Here is a 16,272-nt window from a genome sequence, read left to right on the forward strand (position 1 = left end):
CAGAAATGCTTTGGGTGTTCTTTCGCGCCCTTCGCGTGATCTTCGCGTCCTTCGCGTCCGGATACCCGAATTGAAGAACTCCAACGCCCTCAGAAGTCGAAGCTCGCCTGCACCTGCCAGGTCCGCGGCGGCGCCACCGAGATGAAGTTGCGCCCCGCGATGGTCCAGTAGTTGTCGTCGAGCAGGTTCGAGATGCCGGCGCGCAGGGTGGTGGCCACGCCGTTCACGCGCGTGGCGTAGCGCGCGCCGATGTCGATGCGCTTCCACGAGGGCACGCGCTGCGTGTTCGCGAGGTCGACCCAGGCGCTGTCGGTGTAGATGTAGCGGCCGGTCAGCGTGAGGCCGGGCACGGCGGGCACGTCGTACTCCAGGCCGAGATTGGCGGTGAACTCGGGCACGCCGATGGCCTTCTTCCCGTCGCTCGCGCCGCCCGCGGTCTTCGACATGCGCGCATCGATCCACGCCACGCCGCCCAGCAGGCGCAGGCCCTTGCCGATCTCGCCGAAGCTCTCGATCTCCACGCCCTTGTTGCGCTGCAGGCCGGCGGCGCGGAAGAAGTTGTCGCTGTCGACGAAGGCCGTGGCCTTGCGGATGTCGAAGTACGCGACGGTGAGGCCGTGGCTGCCGCGGTCCCACTTGAGGCCGAACTCGTGCTGGCGCGACAGATAGGGCGCGAGCTGCTCGCCCGCGTTGCGCGCGCCGGCCGGCGCCACCGCGCCCTGGGCCAGCGATTCGGCGTAGTTGCCGTAGACCGAGATGCCGTTGTCGAACTTGTAGAGCGCGGCCACCGTGGGCGTGGTCTTCGACTGGTCGTAGGGCAGCTTCCTGATGCGCTGGTGGCGCGCGCCCAGCGTGACGAACAGGCGATCGTCGAAGGCCGAGATCGTGTCGGCTACGGCGAGGCTGTCGAGGTCGAGCGCCGGGCTGTCGACGCCCTGCACCACCGGCACGCCGAAGGCGAAGGGATTCGGCACCAGGTTCGGCGTGTAGATGCTGCCGACCACGCGCTGGGGCAGCGGCAGCGACTGCGAACGCATGTCGAGCAGCTGCTGGCGCTGCGACACGGCGCTGAGCGCGAGCTTGTGCTTGGTCGCCCCGAGCGAGAAGCTGCCGCGCACGCCGACGTCGGCCACCTGGTTGGACTGCGTCCACAACAGGCTCGAGGCGCTGCTGTAGCTGACCTGGCCCAGGCCGTTGATGGTGGTCTGGTCGATGTAGCGGCGCTCGGGCGCGGTCTCGCGCAGCTTGCCGAAGCGCGCATAGGCGGTCCAGTTGTCCGCGAAGTCCCACTCGGTGCTCAGCAGCGCGAAGGGCTGGCGCACCTCGAGCATCTCCCACGAGGGCTTGGGATGCACCTTGGGATCGGGCGGCGGCGGCAGCGCGGCACCGGCCTGCAGCAGCCAGTGGTTGAACAGCGGCGACGAGGTGCGCTGCGTGTAGCCGGCATCGAGCACGGCACGGAAGCGGTCGCCGCGGTAGTCGAGCGCGATCTGCGCCGCGGCCAGGCGCCGGTCGGCGCCGTCGTAGACCCGGCCGTCCTCGGCACTGAGGTTGATGCGCGCGCCGAACTGGTGGTCGGCGCCGAAGCGCTGGCCCAGGTCGACATGGGTGCCGAGCAGCGAGCGCTGGTTGGCCGACAGCGTGATCGAGCGCACCGGCGTGTCGGTGGCGCGCTTGGGCACCAGGTTGAAGCTGCCGCCGGTGGTGCTGCCGTAGCCCGAGGCACCGACCAGCCCGGCCGCGGGCCCCTTGAGCACCTCGAGGCGCTCGTAGTGCTGGATCGGGATGTTGCTGTACGCGAACAGGCCCTCGAGGCCGTCGAACAGGTAGGCGTCGCTGTTGGTGAGGAAGCCGCGGATCGAGCTCTGGTCGAGCGGCGAGGTGGCCGACAGGCTGGTGCGGATCGAGGGATCGTTGGCCACCATGTCGTTGACGTTGCGCGCGCCCTGGTTGCGGATCAGCTCGGCCGTGTAGGCCTTGGTGCTGAACGGCGTCTCGAAGATGTCGGCCGTGCCCAGCATGCCGAGCCGGCCGCCACGCGCGACCTGCCCGCCCGCGTACGGCGCCGCGAGCACGTCGGCCGCGGGGCCGGCGGCCGTGACCGTCACCGGCGCCAGCGCCGCGCCGCCGGCGCCTGGGACCACGGGCGCGCGCGTCTCCACGCGGCGCAGCGAGAAGCCGCCGCCCTGGCGCGGCACGGCCTCGAGCGCGCTGCCGGCCAGCAGCGCGGCCAGGCCGCTCGCGATGCCGTGGCGGCCCTCGAGCCCGCGCGTGACGGCGCCCGCGACCAGCGCCGGGTCGTAGCTGAGGTTGACGCCCGCGCTGCGCGCGAAGCGGTCGAGCGCGGCATCGAGCGGGCCGGCGGGCACGCTGAAGCTGCGGATCTCGTCGGGCGCCTGCGCGCGCGCCGCCTCGGGCAGCGCGGCGGCGGCGAACACGGCCAGGGCCAGCGCGGCATGCAGCGCCGTGTGCAGCGCGAAGGTCGGCGCGCCGGCGGCGCGGAATCGGGAAAAGCTCATGGGTCTGGACAGGCTCGAAGGATGGAAGGCGCTCGTCGCCGAGCGGGTTCATCCAGGAGGTCGGACGAGAAACGCGATCCCCTCAGTTTTTTCGCGCCGTCCTCGAAATTTTTCTGAAAGGCCCGTTCAGGCCGGCGGGCCGACCGAGACCCAGTAGCGCGTGCGCAGCCGCACCGAGATCGGCTGCGTCTGCGCGAGGAACTGCAGCGCGCGATCGCTGTCGCGCACATGGAACACGCCCGAGACGCGCAGCTCGGCCACGGCCGGATCGCACAGCACCACGCCATGGCGGTAGCGGCCGAGCTCGGCCAGCAGGTCGGCCATGCGGATGTTCCGGCCGGCGATCACGCCGTCGACCCAGCCGTCCTCGTCGAAGCCGAGGCTGGCGGCCGGCGAGCTGCCCGATTCGGCGAGCCAGCGGCTCTGGCCCGCCTGCACCACGGCCTCGGCGGGACCGTCGCCCGGATGCAGCGCCACCGCGCCCTGCTGCACGCTGACGCGCGCGCGCCGTTCGTCGATGCGCACCACGAAGCGCGTGCCCAGCGCCTGCATGCGGCCGAACGGCGTGTAGACCCAGAATGGGCGCTTCGCGGCGGCGCCGGCATCGTCGCCGGTGTTGACCATGATCTCGCCGCGCCGCAGCACCACGAGGCGGCGCTCGCCGTTCAGGTCGGTGCTGACCGCGCTGTCGGTGTTGAGCACCAGCGTCGTGCCGTCGGCCAGCCGCAGGGTGCGCTGCTCGCCGGTGCCGGTGCTGGCATCGGCCAGCAGGCGCTGCCAGGGCGCGTGCTCGCGCAGCAGCCAGCCCGCGCCCAGCGCCACGCCGGCCAGCGACAGCAGCTTGAGCGCGGCACGGCGGCCGCGCTGCTGCCGGTGCAGCTGCGCGGCCTGCAGGGTGTCGCGCGCGGGGCCCGCCGGCATGCCGGCAAAGCCGCGCCGCAGGTCGCCGACGCGCTGCCAGGCCTGCGCATGGCGCGGATCGGCCGCCAGCCATTGCGCGTGCGCGCGCCGCATCTTCGGGGTGGGTTCGCCATGGGCCAGCCGCACCGACCACAGGATGGCGGCGTCGATCACGCTGTCGGGCAGAACAACGCTCATGCTTCGAAGCGAAAGGCGTAGCAGGCCCGCAGCGCCTTCGCCACGTAGCGCTCGGCCGTGGCGAGCGAGACACCCAGCCGCTCGCCGATCTCGCGGCAGCTCAGGCCGTCGAACTGGGCCAGCAGGAAGGCGCTGCGCACGGCGGGCTTGAGCGTGTCGAGCATGCGGTCGATCTCGACCAGCGCCTCGAGGATCAGCAGGCGCTGCTCGGGCGAGGGCGCGGTCGCCTCGGGCATTTGCGCCAGCGTTTCGAGCCAGGCCTGCTCGAGCTCGCGGCGGCGCCAGTGGTCGATCACCAGGCCGCGCGCCACCGACGACAGGTAGGCGCGCGGCTCCTTCATCGCGACCGGTTCCCTGCGCGCCAGCAGGCGGATGAAGACGTCGTGCGCGAGGTCCGCGGCATCGAAGGCATTGCCCAGGCGACGGCGCAGCCAGCCCTGCAGCCAGCCGTGATGGTCGCTGTACAAGCTTCGGATTTCCTGCTGCAAGGCGGATTCGGCCGCGGCCATGGCACTCCTCCAACGAGTGCCGGGCACCCATCAACGAATAAGAATGGTTCTCATTTTATGGAATTTGACCGACCTCTGAAACCGTTCGCGTTCGCGCACAGGGCGGCAACCCAAAGAAAAAACGCCGCGGGCATCACTGCCCGCGGCGCTTTGTCGAAGAAAGACCGGCCTCAGCCCGAGGCCGCCAGCCGCGCCAGCTTCTTCTCGCTCATGCGCTTGGCCACGCGCGGCAGCACCAACACGGCGAGGATCACGACGATGATCACGATCGATTCGGGCCGCTGGAAGAACACCACCGGGCTGCCCTGCCCCATCGCGATGGCGTTGCGCAGGTTGGCCTCGGCGAGCGGGCCCAGGATCATGCCGACCACCACCGGTGCGGTCGGGAAGTCGAAGCGCCGCATCACCACGCCCAGCAGGCCGATGGCATAGAGCAGGAACAGGTCGAAGGTGTTCTGGCGCATGCCGTAGGCACCGACGGTCGCGAAGATCAGGATGCCGGCATAGAGCTGCGGCTTCGGGATCTTGAGCAGCTTGACCCACAGGCCCACCATCGGCAGGTTCAGCACCAGCAGCATGAGGTTGCCGATGTAGAGCGAGGCGATCAGCGCCCAGACCAGCGCGGCTGAAGTGGTGAACAGCTGCGGGCCCGGCTGGATGCCGTAGTTCTGGAACGCACCCAGCATGATGGCCGTGGTGTTCGAGGTCGGGATGCCGAGCGTGAGCAGCGGGATCAGCGCCGCGGTCACGGTGGCGTTGTTCGCGGCCTCGGGACCGGCCACGCCCTCGATCGCGCCGACGGTGCCGAACTCCTTCTTCGCCTCCTCGTCCTTCGCGAGCTTCTTCTCGGCGGCGTAGCTCAGGAAGGTCGGGATCTCGGTGCCGCCGGCCGGGATGCAGCCGAAGGGCGTGCCGATGGCCGCGCCGCGCAGCCAGGCCGGGATCGAGCGCTTCCAGTCGCGTCCGGTCATGTGCACCCGGGTCAGCTTGTTCTGCCCCTCGACCACGCGGCCTTCGTAGAGCACCGCGTAGAGCACCTCGGCCACCGCGAACAGGCCCACGGCCACCAGCACGATCTCGATGCCGTCGAGCAGCTCGGGCATGTCGCCGGTGTAGCGGCCCTGGCCCGAGATCTGGTCGAGGCCGACGCAGCCGATCGCCAGGCCCGCGAACAGCGCCGTCATGCCGCGCAGCGTGCTCTTGCCGAGCACCGCGCTCACGGTGGTGAAGGCCAGCAGCATCAGCAGGAAGTACTCGGGCGCCGCGAGCCGCACCGCGTAGTCGGCCACGAAGGGCGCGAACAGCGTGACGACCACGGTGGCGATGGTGCCGGCCACGAAGGAGCCGATGGCCGCGGTGGCGAGCGCCGCGCCCGCGCGGCCGCTCTTGGCCATCTTGTTGCCCTCCATCGCCGTCACCATGCTGGCGGTTTCGCCGGGCGTGTTGAGCAGGATCGAGGTGGTCGAGCCGCCGTACATGGCGCCGTAGTAGATACCCGAGAAGAAGATCATCGAGGCCGTGATATCGACCTTGCCGGTGATCGGCAGCAGCATCGCCACCGCCACCGCGGGGCCGATGCCGGGCAGCACGCCGACGGCCGTGCCCAGGGCGCAACCAATGAGGCACCACAGCAGGTTGATCGGGGTGATCGCGGCCGCGAAGCCGGCCAGGAGTGCGTTGAAGATGTCCATGTCAGGCCTCCCGCTGGGCCGCCCCGAGGGAGGCCTGCGCCCCCTCGGGGGGCAGCGAATACACGAAGTGATGAGCGTGGGGGTTCATGTCAGATCCACCCTGTGGCAGTGAGGCCCGGCAGGCTGATGGCCAGGAACTTGGTGAACATCCAGAACACCGGCGCCGAGATCGCGGCGCCGGTCAGGAAGTCGACCACCCAGGTGCGCGCCGAACCGGCGGCCGGCTGGCCGCTCGCGCGGCGCAGGCCCTGCACCGCGAGCAGGTAGCACAGCGCGCAGCTCAGGATGAAGCCGATGGTGGTGATCAGCGCCGCGTTGAGCAGCAGCCCGGCCGAGACCCACACGAAGCCGGGCCAGTAGGCGCGGTCGCCGCCCGAGGGCGCCTCGAGTTCGCGAAAGCCGCCGCTGCGCGCCTCCCAGGTGATCCAGGCGCCGCAGACCATCAGCACGATGGACACCAGCCAGGGCAGGAAGTTGGGCCCGACACCGCCATAGCCGGCTTCGGAGGAGATGCCGATCGCGCCGAAGGCCAGCGCCGCGCCGGTCAGCAGCACGCCGATGCCGACGGCGGTTTGAGGCCAGGGCGCGGCGGGGGGGGCGCCCGCTTCGGGCGGCGCCATCGAGGGATGTGGTGTTGTCATTTCTGCTCCCGGATTCGAGCGAGACGGGCTGGATTTGAAAACGGCACGCTGTCGTGAGTGACAGCGCGCCGTGTGGGCTGGGCAGAGCGGGCGCTCAGACCATGCCGGACTTGGCCATGATGGCGCGCAGGCTCGCGAAGTCGTCGTCGACGAACTTGGTGAAGGCGTCGCCCGAGATCACGGCCGGCGTCCAGTCGTTCTTCTTGAGCGACTCGGCCCACGAGGCGCTCTTGAGCGCGGCCAGCACCATGTCGGTCAGGGCCTTGCGCTGCTCGGCGCTGATGCCGGGCGCGCCGTACACGCCGCGCCAGTTGCCGATCTCGACGTCGATGCCCTGCTCCTTGAGCGTGGGCACGTTGATGCCGGGCAGGCGCTGGGCCGAGGTGACGGCGATGGGCTTCATCTTGCCGGCCGCGATGTATTCGGCGAACTCGCTGTAGCCGCTGCCGCCGATGGTGACGTTGCCGCCGAGGATGGCCGCGGTGGCCTCGCCGCCGCCGCGGAAGGCCACGTAGTTGATCTTCGAGGGATCGGCGCCGACCTTCTGCGCGATCATGGCCGCGGCGATGTGCTCGGTGGAGCCGCGCGAACCGCCGCCCCACTTGACGCTGCCCGGGTCCTTCTTGAGCTGCTCGACCACGTCCTTCATGGTCTTGAACGGCGAGTTCGAGGGCAGCACGAAGACGTTGTATTCGGTGGTCATGCGCGCGATCGGCGTGGCCTGCTCGAGCTTGACCGGCGGCTTGCCGGTGATGATGCCGCCCAGCATGACCGAGCCCATGACCATCAGCGCGTTCGGGTCGCCCTTGGAGCCGTTGACGAACTGGGCCAGGCCCAGCGCGCCGGCGGCGCCGCCCTTGTTGTCGTAGGCCACCGTGTCGGCCACCTTGGCATCGGTCAGTGCCTTGCCGAGCGCGCGACCCGTGGTGTCCCATCCACCGCCGGGGTTGGCGGGAATCATCATCTTGACGTTGGCGGCGGCGCGCGCCGACAGCGGCAGCGCGCCAGCGGCGGCCAGCGCGGCCAGGGACTTCAAAAAGGTATCGCGACGCATCGTTGGTGTCTCCTGAGGGGAAAGAACGGAACCTGACTAGGACCTGAGCCGCTATCATGCGCCGCCCCGCTGTCAGTTGGCTGTCCGGCGGACTGGGGAAAACACCGAAGCCCGCTCCCCGCCCCGAGCCCTCTTCCAGGCCCACTTCCGAGTCCCTTTCCAAGCCTTGCGCGCGCGCCCCGCCGGCCGCCCCGATCCATGAAGTTGCTGCTGGTCGAAGACGATCCCTCGATGCAGGTCACGCTGCAGCGCAGCCTCGCGCGTAGCAAGATCGACGTGCGCGTGTGCGGCGACGGCGCGCTCGCGCTCGCGCACTGGCGCGCGGTCGAGCCCGACGTGGTGGCGCTCGACCTGAGCCTGCCGAACCTCGACGGCCTGCAGGTGCTGGCGCAGGCGCGCGCCGAGGGCCTGCGCACGCCCGTGCTGCTGCTGACCGCGCGCGGCACGGTGGGCGACCGCATCGTCGGCCTGAACGCCGGCGCCGACGACTACCTGCCCAAGCCCTTCGACCTCGACGAGCTCGAGGCCCGCATCCGCGCGCTGCGCCGGCGCAACCAGAACGCCGGGCCCGACCCGGTGCTCAACCCGCAGGAGGTCGGCGGCCTGCGCTTCGAGCCCGACAGCGGCGCCATCTACCACCGCGCCGAGGTGCTCGAACTCACGCCGCGCGAACTCGCGCTGCTCAAGGCGCTGATGATGAAGCCCGGCCATGCCGTCACCAAGGAACGGCTGTTCGAGCTCGTGTTCCCCGGCGAGACCGACGTGCAGTACGAGGCGGTCGAGGTGGTGGTCTACCGGCTGCGCAAGAAGCTCGTGGGCACCGGCGCCGCGCTGATGACGCTGCGCGGGCTCGGCTACCTTCTTCGCGCGGAGTCATGACGACCAACCTGTCGCTGCGCGCGAGGCTGCTGTTCGGCATCCTCGCGCCGGTCGCGCTGCTGATCGTGATCAACAGCGTGAGCCTCTACCGCCAGAGCCTGGCCGCCGCCACCACCGCCTACGACCGCACGCTGCTCGCCTCGGCCAAGACCATCGGCGAGCAGCTCGACGTGGCGGGCTACGACGAGCAGGCCGAGCTGCGCGCGATCGTGCCCTACTCGGCGCTCGAGGCCTTCGAGGCCGACAACCGCAGCCGGCTCTTCTACCGCGTCTCCACGCTGCACGGCGAGATGATCTCGGGCTTCGCCGAGCTGCCGTTCTGGCACGGCCGCATTCCCGATCGCACGCCCTACGCCGCGCTGGTCGACTTCTACGACGCGCGCTTTCGCGACCAGCCGGTGCGCGTGGCGGTGCTCTTGCAGCCGGTGGCCAGCGCGCGCGGCCGCGGCATGGCCGTGGTGCAGGTGGCCGAGACCCTGGAGCTGCGCGAGACCCTGGTGCGCAAGCTGCTGCTCGACACGCTGTGGCGCCAGCTGCTGCTGATGGGCGTGATCGCGGCCGTCACCGTGTTCGTGGTGCAGCGCGCGACCCGGCCGGTGCGCCAGCTCGGCGAGGCGATCGAGCGGCGCGCCGCCGACGACCTGTCGCCGATCGACGCGCCCGATGCGCCGCGCGAACTGCGTCCGCTGATCGATGCCACCACCGAGGTCATGGGGCGGCTGCAGCGGCTGCTCGACCACCAGAAGCGCTTCGTGCGCGACAGCGCGCACCAGTTGCGCACCCCGCTGGCGGTGCTCAAGGCGCAGGTGCAGTCGGCCCGGCGCGGCGACCTGGCGCCCGAGCAGGCGCTGGTCGAGATCGCCCAGACCGTGGACCGCGCCACCGCGCTGGCCAACCAGATGCTGTCGCTGGCCAAGGTCGAGCAGTTGCGCCAGCAGCCCGAGTCGGTGCGGCTCGACCTGGCCGAGGTGGCGCGCCAGATCGTGCTCGACCTGTCGCCGCTGATCGCCGACAAGGCGCTCGACTTCGAGCTCGACGCCGACCAGCCGGTGCCGGTGCGCGCCCACCGCTGGATGCTGCAGGAGCTCACGCGCAACCTGCTGCACAACGCGATCAAGCAGACGCCGGCCGGGGGCGCGCTCTCGGTGGCGGTGCGCGCCGAGGCCGGCGAGGCGATGCTGCGGGTGCGCGACAGCGGCCCGGGCATCTCCGCCGAGTTGCGGCGGCGGCTGTTCGCGCCCTTCTCGGCCGGCGACAGCGCCAGCGGCTCGGGCCTGGGCCTCGCGATCTGCCGCGAGATCGTGCTCGCGCTCGACGGCCGGATCGCGCTCGACAACCGCACGGGCCCCGACACGCGGGACAATATCGCCGGGCTCGACGCCGTCGTGCACCTGCCCCTGGACCGGCACACCTCCTGATTTATGGATCGTCTTCGCATCGACAAATGGCTTTGGGCCGCGCGCTTCTTCAAGACCCGCTCGCTGGCGGCCGAGGAGATCGGCAAGAACCGCATCCTGGTGAACGGCGACGTCGCCAAGGCCTCGCGCGAGGTCAAGGTCGGCGACGCGGTCGCGATGCGGCTTGGCCCGCTGACGCGCACCGTCACCGTGCGCGGCCTCAGCGGCCAGCGCGGCCCGGCGCCGGTGGCCCAGCAGCTCTACGAGGAAACGCCCGAGAGCCTGGCGACGCAGGCCGCCTTCCGCGAGCAGCGCCGCATGGGCAGCGAACCCGCGCTCGCCATCGAACAGGGCCGCCCGACCAAGCGCGACCGGCGCGTGCTCGACGACGCGGCGCGCCATGCCGAGTGGGACAGCCGCTGGAGCGCCTCGATCGATCCCGACGAACGCTGACAGCCGCGAAGCGCGCATCGCGTACCCTGTGGCCTTCGTTCATTCAACGGAGACCGCAGGCCATGGCCAGCTTCAAGAAGTACCGCGTCGGCAGCAAGTTCCAGCTTTCCCGCATCGATCCCGGCGACACGCCCTTCCTCAAGGGCAACGAGGCCGCGCAGCGCGACCGCCTCGACGCCCTGGCGATCGAGCTCGACGAGCTGCAGAACCTGCTGCATGCCGAAGGCCGCCGCAAGCTGCTGGTGGTGCTGCAGGGCATGGACACCAGCGGCAAGGACGGCACCGTGCGCTGGGTGTTCTCGCGCACCTCGCCGCTGGGCGTGCGCGTGAGCGCCTTCAAGGCGCCCAACGACGAGGAGCGCGCGCACGACTACCTGTGGCGCTGCCATGCCGTGGTGCCGCGCACCGGCGAGGTCATGGTGTGGAACCGCAGCCACTACGAGGACGTGCTGGTGCCGGTGGTCGAAGGCTGGATCGACAAGGCCGAAACGAAGCGCCGCTATGCGCAGATCGAGGACTTCGAACGCCTGCTCGTGGAGACCGGCACCACCATCGTGAAGTGCATGCTGCACATCGACAAGGAGGAGCAGCGCCAGCGGCTGCAGGCGCGCATCGACACGCCCGGCAAGGAATGGAAGTTCAGCATGGCCGACCTCGAGGTGCGCACCAAGTGGGATGCCTACCAGCGCGCCTACGACAAGGCGCTGGCCGCGACCTCGAGCGCGCATGCGCCCTGGCACGTGATCCCGGCCAACAGCAAGCGGCACCGCAACCTCATGATCGCCGAGCTGCTGGTGAAGACCCTGCACGAGATGGACCTGAAGCCGCCGCCGGCCGACCCCGCGCTGCGCGGGCTGGTCGTGAACTGAGCTGCACGCGCTCAAGGGCCGAGCGCCCGCGCGCGGACTGCGCGAACGCCTACGCGGCGCCGTCACCGAAGCGAACTAAGGTTCCACCGTGCGGATCGAAGTCCCTGCGACGGTGCTTCGCCGCGCATCCACTCCCATGAAGGACTCCAACATGAAAAAGACCCTCTTCATCCTCGCGGCCGCTCTCGGCCTGCTCGCTTCCTCCGGCGCCGCCCTGGCGCAGCCGCATCCCGGCCCGGGCTACGACCGGCCGCACATGGCGCCGGTCCACCGCAAGCACAAGGTCTGGGTGCCCGCGCATCGCGAGCATGGCCGCTACGTGCGCGGTCACTACGTCTGGCGTTGAGCCCGACCCAAAGAAAAAGCGGCGCTCGAGGCGCCGCTTTTTCTTGGCCGGCGGGAAGCCGCCTCAGGAGCGCCGGACCGGCGCCTGCGCCAGCACGCGGCACTGGCCGAACTCGCAGCGCACGGCCCAAGTGCCGCCGTTCTCGCAGGGCACGGTATAGGCCTCGTAGCCCGGGCCCTTGGCCGTGAGTTCGGCGCGCGGCTGCAGGTTGCAGCGGCCGTTCTTCGCGATCCGCTCGACGTTGTAGGTGTCGACGCCGGTGCGCCGCGGCGCGAACGACTCGACCGGCGAGTAACCGTAGGCATAGAAGCTGTCGCGCACGTTCGGGTCGAGGTTGCGGTAGCCGCGCTTGGCCATGCAGTGCACGACGGCGATCTGCTGGTGCTCGGCGATCACCGACTCGGGCGGGCGCGAGTTCATGTCGACGATGACGGCGGCGAGGCCGGTCCAGGCCGCGGCGCCCGCGATGCCCTGGCCGTGCACCGTGATCAGGCCCAGGCCGAAGGCGGCCCACATCCAGTCGTTGTCCTCGTTGCGCGCGGTGATGCGCGTGGCGGCCGTGCGGCATTCGGCCACGTCGGCGTCGTAGCGGACACGGTCCACGCCTTGCATCGCGACCTTCGGCACGTAGGACAGGCCGCGGCCGGTTCCGGGCTCGGTCGGCGTCGGCGGCGTGCTCACGCAGCCGGCCAGGGCCACGACCGCGCACGCAAGGCTCAACAGCAGCTTCATGGGATCCCCTCGTCCTCTACTTCGCGTAAGTTGCGGCGGATTTAACCATACATAAAGTTACTTTTGCATCGCCTCGTTGCGGATCAGCGACGCGTGCGTGCCGCGCTCCTACGCCGGACGGCGGCCCGCCTTGGGCACACTGCCCCCATGCAATCCACGAGCACCCGGCCCGGCAGCGCCATCCGCGAACTCTATGCAGCCCTGTGGCATTTCGCTGCCGGCGCGCGCGCCCAGCTGCTGGGCGCCACCGCGCTGCTGGCCAGCTCGCAGCTGATCCGCCTCACCCTGCCCTATCTCGCGGGCCAGGCCATCAATGCACTGCAGCGCGGCGACTTCGGTGGTGCCGGCCGCTGGATCGCCACGCTGGCCGGCGTCTACGTGGGCGCCTGGGCGCTGCACGGGCCGGGCCGCATCCTCGAGCGCAACGTGGGCGTGAAGGTGCGCGAGACCCTGGCCGACCAGCTCTATGCGCGCATCGCCGCCGCGCCGCTGGCCTGGCACGACGGCCACCACTCGGGCGAGCTGCAGCACCGGGTGCACCAGGCCAGCCGCGCGCTGTCGGACTTCGCGCAGAACCAGTTCATCTGGCTCACCAACGTCGTCAACTTCGTCGGGCCGCTGGTGGCGCTGGCGCTGCTGTCGCGCATCAGCGGCGCCACCGCGCTCGCGGGCTACGTGCTGATCGCGGTCGTGATCCTGCGCATCGACCGCGCGCTGATGCGGCTGGCGCGCACCGAGAACGACGCCGACCGCCGCTACGTGGCGGCGCTGCTCGACTTCCTCGGCAATGCCTCGACCGTGATCGGCCTGCGGCTGCAGGGCGCCTCGCGGCTGCTGTTGCGCCGGCGCATGCGCGCGGTGTCCGAGCCGCTGAAGCGCACCGTGGTGCTCAACGAGGGCAAGTGGTTCGCGGTCGACCTGATGGGCCTGGCGCTGACCTGGGGGCTGGTGGTGATCTACGTCTGGCAGTCGCGCGCGCCGGGCCAGGCGGTGATGCTGGGCGGCGTGTTCATGATCTACCAGTACGCGCAGCAGGCCGCGGGCGTGGTCACCTCGGTGGCGGCCAACTTCAGCTTCTTCGCGCGCATGCACACCGACTACGGCAGCGCGGCGCCGATCTGGGAGGCGCCGAAGGGCGACTCGCTGGCCACGCCGCCCGAGCAGGTGCCCGCGGCCGAACGCATCGATGCCGAGGCCGTCTGGCAGACGCTGGCCATCGATGCGCTGGACTGGAACTACGCGCCGCGCGGCAACGCGCCCGCCCCGACCGTCCCCGGCGAGGAACGCCCGCGCGGCGGCCTGCACGCGGTGTCGCTCGCCTTGCGGCGCGGCGAACGCGTGGCGCTGGTCGGCCCGAGCGGCGGCGGCAAGAGCACCTTGCTGCGCGTGCTCGCGGGCCTCTATGCGCCGCAGGGCGGCACGCTCGCGCTCGACGGCCAGCCCGCCGACTGGACGCAGCTGCGCCGCCTCGCCACGCTGATCCCGCAGGAGACCGAGCTGTTCGAGGCCAGCGTGCGCGAGAACCTCGCCTTCGGCCTGCCCTTCGACGACGACGCGCTGCGCGCCGCGCTGCATGCGAGCACTTTCGACGAGGTGCTGGCCGCCACCCACGGCGACCTCGACACGGCGGTGTCGGAGCGTGGCTTCAACCTCTCGGGCGGCCAGCGCCAGCGGCTGTGCCTGGCGCGCGGCGTGCTCGCGGCCCAGGGCAGCTCGCTGCTGCTGCTCGACGAACCCACCAGCGCGCTCGACGCCGCCACCGAGGCACGCGTGCTCGAGCGCATCGCGCAGGCCTTCCCGCGCGCCTGCGTGGTGGCCTCGGTGCACCGGCTGAGCCTGCTCGAGCGCTTCGACGCGGTGGTGCTGATGGAGGCCGGTCGCGTGGTCGACGCCGGTCCGCGCGACGCGGTGTTCGCGCGCCAACCCTTCCTGCAGCGCATGGTGGCGCCCGCGGCGCGCTGAGCCGGCCCCTAGAATCTCGCGCTTTCGGGCACGAGCACCGCACTGCGCATGAACCCCAAGGCCGGCAAGGCAAGCATCAAGGACGTGGCCACCCTCGCGGGCGTGTCGCTGGGCAGCGTCTCGCGCGTGATCAACAAGGTCGAGAACGTGAGCCCCGCGCTGCGCGAGCGCGTGGAGCGCGCGATGCGCGAGCTCGACTGGCGGCTCAACCATGCGGCGCAGACGCTGCGCTCGCGCAGCTCGCACACGGTGGGCTGCATGTTCACCGACGTCGCCAACCCGCTCTACGCCAAGCTCTACCGCACCTTCGAGGCCAAGCTGCGCAAGGCCGGCTACATGGTGCTGCTGGCCAACAGCCTCAACGATCCGCAATGGGAGCTCGAGATCCTCTCGATGTTCCAGAGCCGCCGCATGGACGGCGTGATCATCGCGCCGGGCAACGAGCGCGACCCGGCGGTGCTCGAGGCGGTCGAGAAGCTCGGCATCCCGGCCGTGATCCTCGACCGCGACATGGACGTGGCGCAGGACCAGCTGCTGTTCGACCATCCGCGCGGCATGAAGGAGGCCGTGATGCACCTCGCGGGCCTGGGCCATCGCGAGATGGGCCTGGTGGTGGCCGACATGCAGAACCGGCCGATGCGCCGCCGCATCGAGGGTTTCACGGCCGGCCTCGAGGCCAGCGGCCTGGCCGCGCAACCGGGGCACATCGTGCGGCTGCCGACCTCCACCAGCCCCGCCTTCGACGCGGTCACGCAGCTGCTCGAGGGCACGCCGCGCCCGACCGCGCTCGTCACCCTCGGCACCAGCGTGCTGGCCGACGTGCTCAACGCCATCGCCGCGCAGGGCCTGCGCATTCCGCAGGACATCTCTCTGGTCACCATGGGCGACCCCGACTTCGCGCGCAGCCACCGCCCGCCGATCAGCAGCGTGACGGTGAACCTCGACCGCGCGGCCGAGGACGGCGTGAAGATGCTGCTCGAGCGCATGCGCGAGGCGCCCGACGCGCCGCCGCGCCGCGTGCTCGCACCCACGCAGTTCGTGCTGCGCGGCTCGTGCGGGCCGGTGCCGGCGCCGACGGCCCCGAAGCCGCGCAAGCGCGCGGCCTGACCCGCCCTCCACGCTGCTCGACGCGCCGCCCCTACACCTTTCAATGAAACGATTCACCCTGGGAGAAACACCGTTCTTCGGCACGGGCCTCGCGACTTAAGCTGCGGACCACTCCCTCCATCGTCCCCGGCCTCGCGCCCGCAACGTGAACACCTCCACCGCCCCCACACCCCATGCCGAGGCCGCCAGCAGCAGCCTCGAAGGCCGCGTCGCGATCGTCACCGGCGCCGGCTCGCGCAGCGCCGAGATCGGCAACGGCCGCGCCGCCGCGATCCTGCTCGCGCGCCGCGGCGCGCGCGTGCTGCTGCTCGATGCGCAGCCCGAGTGCGCGCGCGAGACCGAACGCATGATCGCGGCCGAGGGCGGCAGCGCGCTCGCCCTGGGCTGCGACGTCTCGGACGCCGCGCAATGCCGCCAGGCCGTGGCCCATGCGGTCGAGGCCTGGGGCCGGGTCGACATCCTGGTCAACAACGTCGGCATCGGCGGGCCGGCCGGCAACGCGGTCGACCTCGACCTCGAGGCCTGGGACCATGCGCTGCGCGTCAACGTCACCTCGATGATGCTGATGGCGAAGTACGCGATCCCCGAGATGCGCAAGCTGAACCGCGGCGCCATCGTCAACATCGCCTCGGTCGCGGGCCTGATCGGCGGCACGCCGGCCCTGCTCTATCCGACCTCGAAGGGCGCGGTGGTCAACATGACCCGCGCCATGGCCGCGCACCACGGCGTCGAGGGCATCCGCGTCAACTGCGTGGCGCCCGGCATGGTCTACACGCCGATGGTCGCGGGCCGCATGACGCCCGAGGTGCGCGAGCAGCGCCGCAAGCGCTCGCTGCTGCAGACCGAGGGCTCGGGCTGGGACGTGGGCCAGGCCGTGGCCTACCTCGCGAGCGACGAGGCACGCTGGGTCACGGGCGTGATCCTGCCGGTCGACGCCGGCACCACGGCCGGCAACGCGCCCTCGCCCGGCCTGCGGCCCGACACCCGCGCCGCCTGACATCCACCGACCGAGGAC

Annotated in this window: 15 protein-coding genes; 8 read left to right on the plus strand and 7 right to left on the minus strand. The window is 71.0% G+C overall.

The window, feature by feature from the left end:
- Positions 1-89: 89 nt before the first annotated feature.
- From KV106_RS23735 to KV106_RS23760, 6 genes are all read right to left on the minus strand, one after another.
- A complete protein-coding gene (locus tag KV106_RS23735) occupies positions 90-2,519 on the minus strand; it encodes a TonB-dependent receptor (RefSeq protein WP_261212748.1) in 2,430 nt (809 codons plus the stop codon).
- A 126-nt stretch (positions 2,520-2,645) separates the two neighbouring features.
- Positions 2,646-3,617 (minus strand): FecR domain-containing protein, encoded by a 972-nt coding sequence (locus KV106_RS23740; RefSeq protein ID WP_261212750.1) that lies wholly within the window; start codon positions 3,615-3,617, stop codon positions 2,646-2,648.
- Positions 3,614-4,126, minus strand: a complete 513-nt coding sequence (locus KV106_RS23745) for a sigma-70 family RNA polymerase sigma factor (protein WP_261212752.1) — start codon at positions 4,124-4,126, stop codon at positions 3,614-3,616. The genes KV106_RS23740 and KV106_RS23745 overlap by 4 nt, the downstream gene beginning before the upstream one ends.
- A 170-nt stretch (positions 4,127-4,296) precedes the next feature.
- Positions 4,297-5,817: a tripartite tricarboxylate transporter permease gene (locus KV106_RS23750; protein WP_057596501.1), complete on the minus strand. Its 1,521-nt coding sequence runs from the start codon at positions 5,815-5,817 to the stop codon at positions 4,297-4,299.
- Between the two features lie 89 nt (positions 5,818-5,906).
- Positions 5,907-6,458, minus strand: coding sequence for a tripartite tricarboxylate transporter TctB family protein (locus KV106_RS23755; protein ID WP_261212756.1), 552 nt, complete (start codon positions 6,456-6,458; stop codon positions 5,907-5,909).
- A gap of 94 nt (positions 6,459-6,552) precedes the next feature.
- Complete coding sequence (locus tag KV106_RS23760) at positions 6,553-7,512, minus strand: Bug family tripartite tricarboxylate transporter substrate binding protein (RefSeq protein ID WP_057596503.1); 960 nt, start codon at positions 7,510-7,512, stop codon at positions 6,553-6,555.
- Positions 7,513-7,710: 198 nt separating this feature from the next.
- Here KV106_RS23760 and KV106_RS23765 point away from each other — a divergent pair, with 198 nt between their 5' ends.
- The 5 genes from KV106_RS23765 to KV106_RS23785 all read left to right on the plus strand — a co-directional run bounded on the left by KV106_RS23765 (position 7,711) and on the right by KV106_RS23785 (position 11,456).
- Positions 7,711-8,391 (plus strand): response regulator transcription factor, encoded by a 681-nt coding sequence (locus KV106_RS23765; RefSeq protein WP_261212757.1) that lies wholly within the window; start codon positions 7,711-7,713, stop codon positions 8,389-8,391.
- On the plus strand, positions 8,388-9,809 hold the full coding sequence (locus tag KV106_RS23770; protein WP_057596505.1) for a sensor histidine kinase: 1,422 nt from the start codon (positions 8,388-8,390) through the stop codon (positions 9,807-9,809). The genes KV106_RS23765 and KV106_RS23770 overlap by 4 nt, the downstream gene beginning before the upstream one ends.
- A gap of 3 nt (positions 9,810-9,812) precedes the next feature.
- A complete protein-coding gene (locus KV106_RS23775; protein ID WP_261212760.1) occupies positions 9,813-10,241 on the plus strand; it encodes an RNA-binding S4 domain-containing protein in 429 nt (142 codons plus the stop codon).
- A gap of 62 nt (positions 10,242-10,303) precedes the next feature.
- Positions 10,304-11,110, plus strand: coding sequence for a PPK2 family polyphosphate kinase (locus KV106_RS23780; RefSeq protein ID WP_057596507.1), 807 nt, complete (start codon positions 10,304-10,306; stop codon positions 11,108-11,110).
- 151 nt (positions 11,111-11,261) lie between these two features.
- Positions 11,262-11,456, plus strand: a complete 195-nt coding sequence (locus KV106_RS23785; RefSeq protein ID WP_057598659.1) for a hypothetical protein — start codon at positions 11,262-11,264, stop codon at positions 11,454-11,456.
- 63 nt (positions 11,457-11,519) lie between these two features.
- On the opposite strand, the gene KV106_RS23790 is transcribed toward KV106_RS23785, so the two are convergent.
- A complete protein-coding gene (locus KV106_RS23790) occupies positions 11,520-12,188 on the minus strand; it encodes a hypothetical protein (protein ID WP_057596509.1) in 669 nt (222 codons plus the stop codon).
- A 147-nt stretch (positions 12,189-12,335) separates the two neighbouring features.
- Between KV106_RS23790 and KV106_RS23795 the strand changes: the two genes are divergently transcribed.
- The 3 genes from KV106_RS23795 (at position 12,336) to KV106_RS23805 (ending at position 16,254) form a co-directional block, all read left to right on the plus strand.
- On the plus strand, positions 12,336-14,150 hold the full coding sequence (locus KV106_RS23795; RefSeq protein WP_261212761.1) for an ABC transporter ATP-binding protein: 1,815 nt from the start codon (positions 12,336-12,338) through the stop codon (positions 14,148-14,150).
- 48 nt (positions 14,151-14,198) lie between these two features.
- The gene (locus KV106_RS23800; RefSeq protein ID WP_057596511.1) at positions 14,199-15,257 is read left to right on the plus strand and encodes a LacI family DNA-binding transcriptional regulator; all 1,059 of its coding nucleotides are present in this window, start codon (positions 14,199-14,201) and stop codon (positions 15,255-15,257) included.
- A gap of 145 nt (positions 15,258-15,402) precedes the next feature.
- Positions 15,403-16,254 carry an SDR family NAD(P)-dependent oxidoreductase gene (locus KV106_RS23805; RefSeq protein ID WP_261212764.1) on the plus strand — a complete coding sequence of 284 codons (852 nt, stop codon included), beginning with the start codon at positions 15,403-15,405 and terminating at the stop codon, positions 16,252-16,254.
- Positions 16,255-16,272 lie beyond the last annotated feature (18 nt).

The sequence above is a fragment of the Variovorax endophyticus genome, assembly GCF_025376855.1.
Classification (GTDB): Bacteria; Pseudomonadota; Gammaproteobacteria; order Burkholderiales; family Burkholderiaceae_C; genus Variovorax.